Below are 13,131 nucleotides of genomic sequence, written 5' to 3'. Positions count from 1 at the left end.
AGTCAAGCGCGCAAGAATTGCGATGACTTGTCAAAGCTCAGTCCCGGGAAAATCTTCGCGGTCAGGTCGTCAGGGCTGACGTCGAATTGCCGGTAAAGCATCGCCGCCGCGATCTCGCGGACATCGGCCGTCGGCATCAGGTCGCGGTCCTCCAGCAACTGGGCATCGCCGATGCCCGGCCATTTGCCGAGGATGCGCCCGCCATTGATCGCCCCGCCTGCAAGCAGCGCGCAGCCACCCGTGCCGTGATCCGTTCCCCCGGAGCCATTCTGGCGGACGGTACGGCCGAACTCGGTCATGGCGAGCACGACCGTCTTCGACCAGATATCCGGGCCAAGCGCCGTCTTCAGCGTCGTGATCGCCTGTGCCAGGTCCTGAACGGGCCGCTTGAACTGGGCGGCCTGCCCGACATGCGTATCCCAGCCGGTGATAGAGAAGCTGGCGATGCGATAATCACCCTTCAGCATATTGCCGGCGAGCGCCGCGACATCGGCGATCTTCTCGCCCCGCTTGCCATCGGGTTCGGCAATCATCGCCGCGCCATTGGCCCGCGTCGCCTCCTCCATGGCCTTGGCGAAAGCCGGATCGCCGGCATAGAGCCGCATCAGGAACTGCATCTCGTCCTTCGCCGTGCCGAGATTGGAATCGGATGCCCAGACATCGACATTGTTCGGGCCGGAGAGGATGAGCTCCGTGGACGTATTGACGTCGATCGCCTTGCGCGCATCCGAGCGCGGGATGACGGCGAGCGCCCGGTTGAGCCAGCCGGTCTTTTCTTCGGCCACATGCTCGCCGCCGGATTCCAGCATGTCCTGCCCATCGAAATGGCTACGCTGATCGCGGTAGGGCGTCGACACCGCATGAACGAAGGCCAGCTCCTTCGACTTCCACAGCGGCAGCAGATCGGCGCCGGCCGGATTGAGGCCGAAATGACCGTCGAGATCGATAAGCCCCTTATCGGGCGTCAGCGCCAGTGTCGGCCGCAAACCGGCGAAACCCGCGTCACCATAGGGCTGCACCAGATCGAGCCCGTCCATGGCGCCGCGCAGCACGATGGTGACGAACCTGTTATCCCCCGGCATGGCCGCAAAGGTCACCGGCGTGAAAACGGGTGCTGCGGCAAGGCAGCAGGCGGAAGCAAGAAAACCGCGGCGCGAAAGTACAATCTCTGTCATCGCGAGGCTCCTTATCGGCGGTTGAATTCGGGGGATGCGAGCACCAGCGTCAGGCCGCTGATCTTGTTCGGCGCCTGCGACACGACACGGATCGTCTCGTCGCGGGCAGCATCCGCCAGCGTGGCCTTCAGAAACTCGCGCGGATCCTGATCCTTGCCGAACTGCGCCGAGGCACGGCGCGCCCAGGCAAGTCGCTCGGCGAGCTGGCTGGCGGTGATCCAGGCGTCGAATGTCTCCTCGAAACCGGCCGGGCTCGGCGGCAGCCAGATTGGCTGGCCCATGCGCCGCAACGCACCCTGCCCGAGCGCCCGCGCCGTCTGAAACGCCTTGCGCCGCTTGACCTTGTCCTCATCGGCAGGACCGGGCGGCGCCATGCCATTCATGCCGTTGCCGCTGTCCGCATCTGTGGCGGGTGCCGCCATCATCGCATCGGCATCATCGTCGTTGTCCTGATTGGCCTCCATGAAGCTTCCGGCATTCAGCGCCCTCAGCCCCGCCACCACGAAATCGAAGGGCTGCCGCGCCTTGGCGCCCTCGTCGCGCCAGGCGGCGGGATGATCGAGCATGGCACCATAGACGGCAGTCAGATCCCCATCCGTCCGTTTCCAGACATCGGTCATCGCCGAGATCATCTCGGGCGCCGGCTGGTCGGCGATGAAATGAATACAGAGCTTGCGGCAGATATGCTCGGCCGTCTTCGGATGCGCGGCGAGATCGTCGAGCATCGCGAGATAGTCCTTGCGAGTGCGCCGGTCGCCGCCATAGCTGACGCCGAGGACGGTATGCTGGCCGGGCTCGGAAATTCGCGGACGGAACGCCACATCCATATCGTCGCGATCGATCGTCAGCCCGGTGAGAACCATGGCCGCCGAGCGGACATCGGCCTGCGTATAACCGCTGCCGGCGCCGAGGGTGTGCAGCTCCAGCAGCTCGCGGCCCAGATTCTCGTTCAGCCCCTTCTTCTGGCGCATGCCGCCCGGCGAATCCGGCCCTTGAGACTGCGCCTGGTCGAGATAGATCAGCATTGCCGGATGCTCGGTCGCCGCCCGCAGCAGATCGCGGAACATGCCGCCGATGTTCGGGCGGATCGCCTCTGCCTCGTAGAGCGGCACGATCAGCCGCATCGGCAGGCTCTTGTTGGCGCTGGTCGAGAAATGATTGGTCCAAAAGGTCGCGAGGCGCTCGTAAAAGCCGTTGGGCGACAGCACCGCTTGCATCAGCCGCTGATTGGCATCGCGCTGAAATCCACGCTGAACCTGCCGCTGCAGCTGACGGCGCCGGTTGCGCCGCTGCTCGTCGTCATCCCCCGCCTCCTGGCGGATTTCCTTCAGCTGATCCTGCAGGTCGCCAATACGCTTGCGGCAGGCCTCGGCGCCACCATCGGGAAAGGACGGCTTAGCCTCCACCCCCAATTTGAGTTGAGCCAGCAGGGCCTGCTTGTCCTCAGGCTGCGCCTCGCCCGGCCTGAAGCCATAGCCGAAACGGATTGCCGCCATTGTCTGGAAGGAGACGCTCATGACCGATCACCTCGTCATCACCGGATAGTGACAGGGTCTCAGCCAAATGCGACCGCAATCGGGCGGCGGACGGACATGGACTATTTGTAATTATTGGGATTTTCGCTCCGTCGCGGTCACCACCGGATGCCGCTCCAGCTCCTCGAGCGGGATATAGACATCGGTCTCGCCCGGCTTGTGATCCGGATGCGAAACCTTGGCTTCGATCTCATCGGGCAGCGCCAGCGCCTGTTCGGTATTCATGATCCCGAGCGGCACCTTGCCTTTGCTGGTGGATACGACGACTTCGACGAGCGGCTTGTTCTTCTGCATCTGTGATCTCCAGTTCGTGGAAATCCAACGCGCGCCGCCCTTACCCGTTCCCCATCCGCCGGTCACTCCATGTTACCGCGCGTTAAGAGCAATGCTATCAGCCGTTGAAAAACTGGGGCCGTTTTGATGTCGCGGGCCGCAGAGCCGCGATACGCGGCTGGCATGTGAAACCACGTGCCCAAAAGCCTGTCATGCCTGATCCTGATCCGCTCCGTGAATATATGCGCATCGTGCGCACCCTCAATCTCTACAAGCTCCAGCTGCTCGCCATCGAATCCAAGCTCCGCAAGGGCGGCACCGCCGCGCGCAAGCAGCTCTTGGAGCAGCGCCATGAAGATATTGCTGCGGAGATGGAGGCGCTCAAGGCCGAAGGCGACGGATGGCTCTGCAAGCTGCGCCGCGCCAGTACGGCGCTCTGATCACTCGCCGGTGAGCCGGAGCCGCAACGTGGCGAGCGCCCGTTCAGTTGCGTCGATCTCCCGGTGCACCAGCGCCTCGCGCCGGTGGTCGATCCCGCCACCGGCAAGCACCGCATCGACGACCTCCAATATGCCCGTCGCGTTGACCACCACACGCGTCGCGCTGCGCTGCAGGTCGACAGGCGCGCCGTCTATATCAGCCGTCTCGGGCGACGGCCGGTCGGCCGCAATGAAACCTGTCTCCTTCAGTAGGTAGTTGACGAGCCGCACATCCGGCACCGCCCGCACCAGCGCATTGATCTCGTCGGCGGAAAAGCAGGTGCGGTTGATCAGCCGCGAATGCAGCACCGCATAGGTCATGCCGAGGGTAGCCGCCACGGTCTCGACCCCGGGCTTCTTTTCGACGACGAGGACAGTATAGGCGATATCTGCAAACTCGCGGCCGCGCTCTGCCATGGTCCACTCCCCCTATCCGTGCAGTTTCCATGCAGGCAGGGAGAATGGCAAGTGGCAACGCACCGTTGAAAAGACGGCACCGATTTGATGGAGCGCCGCCGGTCGATCCGCTACGGACCCGCCTGCCCTGGGATCAGCCACCCCTATCGCAGGGCCGGCCGCCTGTCGCTTTTGCCCTAAGGCAGGCGGCCACTCCTCAGCCGCGGAAGATGAAAGATGCGCCGATGGCGATCAGCGCAAAGCCGATGGCGTGGTTCCAGGTGAGGTTTTCGCCGAGCCAGAAGATCGAGAAGCCTGCGAAGACGATCAGCGTGATCACTTCCTGCATCGTCTTCAGCTGTGCCGTCGTATAGACCGCCGAGCCGATGCGGTTGGCCGGAACCGCCAGGCAATATTCGAAGAAGGCGATACCCCAGCTGGCGATGATCGCCAGGAAGATGGCGCTGCTCTTGTGCTTCAGATGCCCGTACCAGGCAAAGGTCATGAAGATGTTCGAGGCAAAAAGCATGATGACCGGCCAGACGGCGGCGGGGCTCAGCGAAAACGGCATGGGAGAATCCTTGAGGCGTGACTGCTGGCGCCACCATGTATCCCGAAATCCACGCTCTTCAAGGCCTCTCCGGCGGCGCAACGGATTTTCACCGCAATAGCCGCTCACGCCGCAAAACCGGGGAACTTTCGATCGGGTCCACCGTTCATGGCGAGCGCCGGAAGCGGCCCGCAGCAAAGCGGATCTACCTTCAGGACAAAGCATCGTCCCGAAGGAAGCCCCGTGACCGCCTCGCCCCCATCTCGCCTCTCCGGCCGCTCGCTCGCAGCCCTCGCAACCCTGAATTTCTTCCTCGCCGACGCCCGCGACGGACTGGGGCCGTTTCTCGACGGTTTCCTCGCGACGCATGGATGGACGCCGATGGCGCTCGGCGTGGTCGCCACGCTCGGCGGCATTCTGGGGCTGATCGTCACGCCGCTGTTCGGCGCGCTCGTCGATGCGTCGCCGCATAAGCGGCTGCTGATCATCGTGCCGGTGATCCTGGTGACGGCAGCCGCGCTTTGGACGCTCGCCAGCCCCGGCAACGCCTCGGTCTTCGGCGGTCAATCGATGACGGCGATCGTCGGCGCCGTGATCGGCCCGGCGCTGATGGGCCTGACACTCGGCCTCGTCGGCGAAGCGGCCTTTCCGGATCAGGTGGCGCGCAACGAATTCTGGAACCATGCCGGCAATGTCGTCTCGCTGGCAGGCGTCTATCTCGCCTCCTCGTTCTTCGGCCTTAACGGTATCATCGGCCTGATGATCCTCACCGCGCTCGCCACGATCGCCGCAACGCTGGCGATCGATCCCCGTCGCATCGACAACAAGGTCGCCCGTGGCCTTGCCCATGACGACGGCAGCCCGGGTCCATCGGGCTACTCCGTCATCGCCGGCTCCCGCGGCCTCATCCTGCTTGCCGTGACGCTGCTGATCTTCCATTTCGGCAATGCGCCGATGAGCCGGCTGATCGCCCAGGATTTCTCGATCCAGCTCGGCACGCCCTTCCGCACGACGGCGATCGTCACCGGCGTCTCGCAGCTGTCGATGATTGGCATGGCCCTCGCCGCTCCCTATCTGATCCGCCGCTTCGGCCTCGCCTCGATCTTCATCATCGCGCTCTGCGCCCTGCCACTGCGCGGCGCCATCGCCGGCAGCTTCGAAAGCTTCGCGGCGATCTATCCGGTCCAGTTCCTTGATGGCGCCGGCGCCGGCCTGATCGGCATCGCGACACCGCTCGCCGCCGAACGCATCCTCTCCGGCACCGGCCGCTTCAACGCCGGCCTCGCGGCCGTCATGACCGTCCAGGGCATCGGTGCCTCGCTGAGCAATATCGTTGCGGGATGGCTGACCAAGGAAGGCGGATACGGGCTTGCCTACTGGGTGCATGGCCTCGCCGCGCTTGCGGCGATTGCGGTGTTTGTCTATGGGCGGCGGGAAATTGTGCCGGAGCGGCGGGCATCCGAATACGCACCTCGGTGAACACTACCGCGGCCTCCAGTTCCGCCATCACAGATTGCATGCAATTCGTTTCAAATCACTCTGCGATGTGACTTGATATCCCCGGTTTTAGGGGATGGGGCATGAGCAGAATTTTTAAGATTGTGGTGGCGCTTGCGCTGCTGCCGGCGCTTGCCGGCTGCACGCCGTCGGTCGCCGGTACACCGAACTTGACAGAGTACCAGGCTGTCAGCGACCGCTATTTCGCCAGCGCATTCAGCACTCAGAGACTTGCTACATACGAGACCGTCACCGATCCCGGGCGGCGCCAGTCGCTCCGCAACTCGATCGTCCTTGGCGCTATCGGCACGATCGACCTGAGATATGCAAAATTCGTCAACCGGTTGACGCAAGAGAGCCAGATCGTGCCCTTCGGCGCGACCGTCACCAGCATCTCGCTCAGTACGGCGGGCGCACTCACCGGTTCCGAGGCTGCCAAAACGACGCTCGCCGCAGTCGATACTGCGATCAAGGGCGGCGTGGCCGCCTACGACAAGAGCATCCTTGCCGATCGCACGATCCAGGCTCTGCAGAAACAGATGCAGGCAAACCGCAACCGCGTGCGGTCTGCAATCATCGCAAAACTCAGCGAGAGCACGCTGAGCTATCCGCTTGAGCTCGCGATGATCGACGTCAACGAGTATGCCGCCGCCGGCACCATCACTGCAGGCATGGCGACGATCGATGAACAGGCTGCGCAGAACCTCGCCGTTAGCGAGGATGAGAAGGTCACTGAAATCTTCAAATATGCGGCCGACGAAGCCTCCGTCGAGATCCGCGCCTTCTACGACAGTGGCAGCCCCGCTGCCCGACTAGCGATTGAAGAGGCGCTCAAGCGCGAGGGAACAAACTTGGTGAGCTTCCTCAACAACGGCCGCTACGCTCAGAGCCGAAGGACATTGCTGACAAAATTGCGGTCCTTACCGGGATAGCCCGGATGGCCTCGCTCAGCCGATCTCAACATCAGGCGCGATGACCGTGCCATGGTAGGAGCATGCTATGGAAACTATGACCGATATTCCGGAATCGAAGCTGAACGACGTCCTTGGAGACATCGCTCGCGCAAAGATGCGTGTTGTCTCGATAGAGCGCGCTGACGACGGCACCTATTCCACTACGTACACATCGGCCGCGAGTGAAGTATCGCAGGCATTCAAAAGCCTCAGCGCATCGCTCCCGGTCAGTGCTCCCGTCGCCAATATGGACCTTCCGGACCTTCCTCCCCCAGGGGCGGCTAGGCCATTCGTCCACGCCCGCTCGATCGCCTACAAAACCGTTCTCTATACTGACGCCGAAGGCCGCGACGAAATTCGCGAGGGTGGCTCGCGCTCCTGGCGCAACTGCAATCCCGGCAATATCCGCAAAGGCGATTTCTCCCTGAATGCCGGAGCAATCGGCGACGACGGCAGCTTCGCCATATTCCCGGACGAACAGACAGGCACGGCGGCGATCATCGCGCTGCTAAAGACCTCGAAATACATCAACCTGACACTCCGCGATGCCGTGTTTCGTTATGCTCCGCCGAGCGAAAACAACTCGGCCGCCTACGCCGCGGCGCTCGCAGAACGCACCGGCATCCCGCTTGATACGCCGCTCTCAACACTCAAGGCCGACGAGTTTCGCAAGTTCGCCAGGAGGATCCAGGAGATCGAGGGATGGAAACCAGGACTGATCCGCGCCAACGCGCCGGCAGCACTGCGATCCACCACCACCAGCGCCATCATATCATCGGCGGCGTCTGCAACGCAGGACTGGATGGACATCGCTCGCTGCGAGGCGGCCCTGCCCGCACACGAACGCAGCCAATGGCCCGATCCCGGTGAAAACCCGCGCATCCTCAACTATTTCAAGGTGTGTTCGGCGTGGTTCGAAGCTGATGGCGGCGATGAAGTCGACTGGTGCGCCGCCTTCGTCAACTATTGCCTGGTGACCAGCGGTCACATGGGCACGGATCATCCGGGCGCCCGCTCCTTCTTCTGGAACAAGAAGGGGCAGTTCATCTCCCTGCCCAAGCCCATACCCGGCTCGATCGCAGTCCGCCGCTATGCCCCCTTCAGTGATCCCAAATGGGAAAGCGGTCCCGGTCATGTCGGCTTCGTCATCGCCGCGAGCGAGACGACGGTTACGCTGCTCGGCGGCAATCAATCCGGCACGGTGAGGGAATCTGTTTTTCCGCTGGTGAGCAAGGATGCGTCGGGAGCCGTAACGGCGAAATTCATCGCCTTCATGATGCCGGCCATCATGTGAGCCAGCCAGATCAAGCTGCAGTGGAACGCAATACCTGACCACCGCAAAGCAAACATTAGGAGACGCTGGTTAAGAAATAGCTACAGCCGGAAACTGGCGAAGGGCGGGCGGAGTGACCCGCCCCTCGCGCTCAGGCGCGATACGCGCCGCTTGGCGCCTCGGCCTCCTCCGTGCCGAAGCGCACATTCTTCTTCTCGTAGCCGAAGCCGGCCAGGAGAGCGACGACAGCCGCGACCACGGCGGCGACGACGAGCAGCGCCGTCGCATAGTCTCCGTTCCAGTGGGCGGCGAGACCGGCCTGCATCGTCGCATTGCCCGAGGCCAGCAGATTGCCGAGCTGATAGGCAAAGCCCGGGAATGTGCCGCGCACCTCGTCCGGCGACAGCTCGTTGAGATGCACCGGCACGATGCCCCAGGCGCCCTGGACGAAGAACTGCATCAGGAAGGCGCCGAGGGCGAGCAGCACGGGACCGGGCGCATAGACCCAGAGTGGCGCCACCGGGACCGCCAGCAGCGAGGCAATGACGATCGCCTTCTTGCGGCCGATGCGCTGCGACAGCGCCCCGAAAAACAGCCCGCCGCACATCGCGCCGATATTATAGACGATAGCGATCGCGCCGGTCGTGTAGCTGTCGTAGCCGCGCTGGGTTTCCATGAAGGTCGGATAGATGTCCTGCGTGCCGTGGCTGAGGAAATTGAAGGCCGTCATCAGGAGCACCGACCAGATGAACAACGGGATGTTTTCGCGCAGGATCGTTAGGAACGGCCTGCGCCCCTTCCGCTGCCTCTCGATGAACGCCGGGCTCTCCTCCACATTGCGGCGGATATAGAGCACCAGCAGCGCCGGCAGCGCGCCTACGCAGAACATGCCACGCCAGCCGATGACCGGGAACAGCAGGAAGAAGACGATCGAGGCCAGCAGATAGCCGGAGGGATAACCCGCCTGCAGGATGCCTGAAACGATGCCGCGGGATTCCTCCGGCACGGTCTCCATGACAAGCGAGGCACCGACGCCCCACTCGCCACCCATGGCAATCCCATAGAGCGCGCGGAGGATCAGGAACATCGTCAGCCCGGTCGAAAATCCCGTCAGGAACTCAAAGATCGAATAGAGCAGCACGTCGGCCATAAGCGTCACGCGCCGCCCGAAGCGGTCGGCTGCAAGGCCGAAGATCAGCGCACCGACGGCGCGCATCGCAAGCGTCAGGAAGATCGCTGCCGAGACGGCCGGAACATCCGTGTGAAATTCTTCGGCGATATGTTTGAGAACGAAGACGAGAATGAAGAAATCGAAGGCATCAAGGGTCCAGCCGAGATAGCTGGCAACAAGGGTATTACGCTGCTGCGGGGAGAGCGCACGCAGGCTTGCCAATGCGGACATGTCTGTTCCTCCGTCCGAAAGCGGCGGCGAGGCGGGGCAATTCCGGATGCCGTCGGAGAGAGCGCCCAGAAACGGGCGGAAGTGCCACCAGGAGGTGACACTTCAGAACGTCAGCGATCCTGACATTGTTCCGCCGCCAGACTGCGGCATTTTGGCAGGCGGCGTCAGCGGCCTGCCGGACGCGAGGCGACAAGCGTCGGCCGCGGCGGCTTGGAGGGCGTGGAGTCGATTGCCTGAACCGGCGCCGGCCGGCCGAGATGGTAGCCCTGGGCATAGTCGATACGCAGTTGCCGCAGCAGGGTCAGCTGCTCGGCGGTCTCGACACCCTCGACGAGGATCTTCGGGCCTCGGTTGCGGATCAGCCCGACGATATCCTCGAGCATCGCCTTGCCGCGCGGCGTGGCGCTGCCATGCAGGAAGGAGCGGTCGATCTTGACGGTATCGAAGTCGATCAGGCGCAGCCAGGACAGGCCGGCAAAGCCCGTGCCGAAATCGTCGAGCCAGATGCGGATGCCAAGCGTCTTCAAGTCGCTGATGCACTTCAGCACGTCGGCATGCATCTCCATCTCCTGCCCTTCGGTGATCTCGAAGGCCAGGCGATTGCCGGAGACGCCGGTCTCGTAGAGGATCGCGGCGACGCTGGCGGCAAAGCCGGGCATGCGCAGCTGGATCGGCGAAACGTTGACGCTGGCGATCTGCGCCAGGTTCGGCAGCAGCACGTCGCGGCAGGCGGTTTGGATGACCCAGCGGCCGAGTTCCAGGATCATCCCGGTGCGCTCGGCGATCGGAATGAACAGGCTCGGCGGGATCGAGCTGCCGTCCAGCGTCTTCAGCCGCATCAGCGCCTCGACAGCGTCGCGGCCGCCGGTGCGGATATCCTCGATCGGCTGATAGACCAGCGACAACAGATCCTGCGCCACCGCGATGCGCAGCAGTGCGGCGATATTCTCGCTCTCGTCGCTGCTGAACGGATCGTTCGGATCGAACAGGCGGGCGCAGTTGCGGCCGCTTGCCTTGGCGCTGTAGAGCGCCCGGTCGGCCTCATGGATGATCTTTTCGAGCTTGCCGCTCTGGTCGCGCGTATAGGCCGCGCCGATGCTGACCGTGACGATAGAGGTGCCGTCGCGGCGCTCCTCGTGGATCAGGCCCATCTGCTCGACGGTCGCGCGGATGCATTCGGCGAGTTCGGCGACACGCTCGCGCTCGGCAAATTGCGCCAGCACGATGAACTCTTCGCCGCCGTAACGGCCGATCGATGCGCCATAGACCTCGATCGCGTCCTTGATGGTGCGCGCCACATGGATGAGGCAGCGGTCACCTTCCTGGTGGCCATAGCCGTCATTATATTTTTTGAAGAAGTCGACATCGACGAGGATGGCGGTGAAGCCGACGCCCTTGCGCTGCCATTCCTTCCAGTGATCACGCAGACGCTGGTCGACGGCGCGGCGATTTTCGAGGCCGGTCAGGTAATCGGTATTCGACATGCGCAGCAGCGCTTCGCCGCGCTCCGTCGCTTCCTTCTGCTGCATCCGGGCTTCCAGCGCATTGAGAAACACGTGGTAGCGCTCGTGATTGAGCTTCCAGTTCACATAGGAAGTGAAGACGAAGCACGACACGTAGAACATGCCGAAGGCCATCGCGTAGATGCTGGTCGGCCAGAAGAAGAACAGCGAGCCCAGGAAGGTCGTCAGCACGGCGCTGGAGGCCAGTACCGACAGGCCGAAGCGGAAATTGAAGAACTGGTTGGCGCCCATCATGAAGATGGCGCCGAAGATCATGTAATAGGACAGGCTGTCGGCATGCACGGTGCGCACCGCCGGAAAGCACCAGACGGCAAAGCCGAGCACCAGCGCCGTGGCACTGGTCCGGTCCAGCCACTGGATGCTCTTGCCGAAATAGACCTCGGCCTCCAGCATCAGCAGCGCCAGCGTGCCGACGGTGACGCGGGCCAGGATCGTATAGGTGGCGACGTCGGGGATCAGCAGCAGGTCGGTGGCGGAAAACAGGATATAGACGATAACCGCGATCCACAGCCCCTGCCGTGTCGCCGTCTTTCGCTCAGTCTCCCCTTCCATGCGATAGAGATCCCGCAGTTCGCCCGGCGTTGGCCGCAGCAACTTGGGTTCAAGATCAATCTCTGCCGCATAAGCAATCGCGTGCTTCATGCACTCTTCCACCGCTCCGTACTATCTCCGCCGGAGATTTCCGCTGTTGATCCAGACGGAATTGACCGACGCATTCGTGCGGTTCGCTTAGCCCCTTCAGGTGATGAGACACGGCAATACCGGCAATCCGACCCCACCAAAATAGAGGGGCTGCATTAAAGCTTGCTAAATTCCAGCGAAACCGGCGCCGTTAATCATGTTTATGGATTTCAATGGTTAATGAAAAGTTTCTCGCTAATATACAATTCAAGGTATCGCCGAAAACGGTACAGGTGTGCCCCGGTAATTTAACCCCAATTGATTAGAGGACGTATCGCGTGACCCAGCCTAAGATGGATTTCGACGGCCATAGCCTTATTACGCCCAAAGCCATAGCCAACGAGCTCGAAGCGCCCAAAAGCGACCGATTCGAAGAGCATCTGGCCATCAGCAAAGGTGAAGTCGCCCTCATGCTGGAGCTTGCGCGCCAGCAGTTCGTGAAATCCGAAGACCCGACAAAAATCATCGACAGCGTCACCGTGCAGCTGCATGAAATGCGCGCCCGCATTCACCCGCGCGTCTGGCAGGAACTGGTTCCGCTGATCCAGAACCACGCCGTCACCAGCTATTTCCTCGAGGATCCCTTGACCAAGTGGTCGTGGGACAAGCCGCGCGGTTATTCCGGCGATGCCACCCTGCTCGACTTCATCTACCGCCATGAAAGCGTGATGGATAAGGTCAACGCCGCCTCCGATCTCGGCAAGGCGCTGTTCGAATATACCAGCACCGCCCCCTCCTCGCAGGCCAACTGGGACCGCCGCGACATCCTCGCCCGCCAGGTCGACGAAGTAGCCGCCGAGCGTGGCCCGGGCACGGAAGTCCTCAGCGTCGCCGCCGGCCACCTGCGCGAAGCCGCCTATTCCGAAGCGATGAAGCAGAAGGCGCTGAAGCGCTGGGTCGCTCTCGACCAGGATCCGATGAGCATCGGCACCATCGCCCGCGATTTCCAGGGCACGGCGGTCGAGGCGATCGACGGCTCGGTGCGCGAACTGCTGATGCGCCGCTCCAACCCGGGCACCTTCGACCTCGTCTATGCCTCCGGCCTCTACGACTACCTGGTCGATCGCGTCGCCATCAAGCTGACCCAGCGTTGCCTGGAAATGGTCAAGCCGGGCGGCACATTCCTGTTCGCCAACTATTCCTACCCGATCCTCGTCGACGGCTACATCGAGACCTTCATGAACTGGGCGCTGCTGCTCCGTTCGGAAGCCGACATGTGGAAGATCATCCACGAGGCGACGGCCGGCCAGAACTACGAATCCAAGGTCTTCTTCGGCAAGAACCGCAACATCGTCTACGGCGTCATCAAGAAGAACGGCTGAGACCTACTCAGCGCCTGATGAACCGGCCGGGGCAACCCGGCCGGTTTTCTATTTCGGTCCGACTATTGGCGA

12 protein-coding genes are annotated in these 13,131 nt (G+C 62.7%); 5 read left to right on the top strand and 7 right to left on the bottom strand.

What is annotated here, in order from left to right:
* Window positions 1-2: 2 nt before the first annotated feature.
* From F2982_RS18455 to F2982_RS18445, 3 genes are all read right to left on the bottom strand, one after another.
* Complete coding sequence (locus tag F2982_RS18455) at window positions 3-1,175, bottom strand: DUF1501 domain-containing protein (RefSeq protein WP_199629478.1); 1,173 nt, start codon at window positions 1,173-1,175, stop codon at window positions 3-5.
* A gap of 11 nt (window positions 1,176-1,186) precedes the next feature.
* Window positions 1,187-2,692, bottom strand: a complete 1,506-nt coding sequence (locus tag F2982_RS18450; RefSeq protein ID WP_203428702.1) for a DUF1800 domain-containing protein — start codon at window positions 2,690-2,692, stop codon at window positions 1,187-1,189.
* Window positions 2,693-2,782: 90 nt separating this feature from the next.
* On the bottom strand, window positions 2,783-3,004 hold the full coding sequence (locus F2982_RS18445) for a hypothetical protein (RefSeq protein ID WP_203428701.1): 222 nt from the start codon (window positions 3,002-3,004) through the stop codon (window positions 2,783-2,785).
* A 191-nt stretch (window positions 3,005-3,195) separates the two neighbouring features.
* Between F2982_RS18445 and F2982_RS18440 the strand changes: the two genes are divergently transcribed.
* Window positions 3,196-3,423: a hypothetical protein gene (locus tag F2982_RS18440; protein WP_203428700.1), complete on the top strand. Its 228-nt coding sequence runs from the start codon at window positions 3,196-3,198 to the stop codon at window positions 3,421-3,423.
* On the opposite strand, the gene F2982_RS18435 is transcribed toward F2982_RS18440, so the two are convergent.
* Entirely contained in the window at window positions 3,424-3,879 is a 456-nt protein-coding gene (locus F2982_RS18435; RefSeq protein ID WP_199629474.1) for a phage regulatory CII family protein, read from the bottom strand.
* A gap of 196 nt (window positions 3,880-4,075) precedes the next feature.
* The gene (locus F2982_RS18430; RefSeq protein ID WP_112716806.1) at window positions 4,076-4,429 is read right to left on the bottom strand and encodes a DMT family protein; all 354 of its coding nucleotides are present in this window, start codon (window positions 4,427-4,429) and stop codon (window positions 4,076-4,078) included.
* Window positions 4,430-4,651: 222 nt separating this feature from the next.
* On the opposite strand from F2982_RS18430, the gene F2982_RS18425 reads away from it, so the two are divergent.
* The 3 genes from F2982_RS18425 to F2982_RS18415 all read left to right on the top strand — a co-directional run bounded on the left by F2982_RS18425 (window position 4,652) and on the right by F2982_RS18415 (window position 8,152).
* Complete coding sequence (locus F2982_RS18425; RefSeq protein WP_203428699.1) at window positions 4,652-5,887, top strand: MFS transporter; 1,236 nt, start codon at window positions 4,652-4,654, stop codon at window positions 5,885-5,887.
* A 101-nt stretch (window positions 5,888-5,988) separates the two neighbouring features.
* Window positions 5,989-6,837 (top strand): hypothetical protein, encoded by an 849-nt coding sequence (locus tag F2982_RS18420; protein ID WP_203428698.1) that lies wholly within the window; start codon window positions 5,989-5,991, stop codon window positions 6,835-6,837.
* A 67-nt stretch (window positions 6,838-6,904) separates the two neighbouring features.
* A complete protein-coding gene (locus F2982_RS18415) occupies window positions 6,905-8,152 on the top strand; it encodes a conjugal transfer protein (protein WP_203428697.1) in 1,248 nt (415 codons plus the stop codon).
* Between the two features lie 130 nt (window positions 8,153-8,282).
* Here F2982_RS18415 and F2982_RS18410 read toward each other — a convergent pair whose 3' ends face one another.
* Together F2982_RS18410 and F2982_RS18405 are read right to left on the bottom strand one after the other, a co-directional pair.
* On the bottom strand, window positions 8,283-9,533 hold the full coding sequence (locus F2982_RS18410) for an MFS transporter (RefSeq protein WP_203428696.1): 1,251 nt from the start codon (window positions 9,531-9,533) through the stop codon (window positions 8,283-8,285).
* Between the two features lie 164 nt (window positions 9,534-9,697).
* Window positions 9,698-11,698, bottom strand: a complete 2,001-nt coding sequence (locus F2982_RS18405) for an EAL domain-containing protein (protein ID WP_112716819.1) — start codon at window positions 11,696-11,698, stop codon at window positions 9,698-9,700.
* A 317-nt stretch (window positions 11,699-12,015) separates the two neighbouring features.
* On the opposite strand from F2982_RS18405, the gene F2982_RS18400 reads away from it, so the two are divergent.
* Entirely contained in the window at window positions 12,016-13,059 is a 1,044-nt protein-coding gene (locus F2982_RS18400) for a class I SAM-dependent methyltransferase (RefSeq protein WP_112716821.1), read from the top strand.
* Window positions 13,060-13,131 lie beyond the last annotated feature (72 nt).

Source organism: Rhizobium sp. BG4 (assembly GCF_016864575.1).
Taxonomy (GTDB): domain Bacteria; phylum Pseudomonadota; class Alphaproteobacteria; order Rhizobiales; family Rhizobiaceae; genus Rhizobium.
This window is presented reverse-complemented; position numbering and strand designations above follow the sequence as displayed.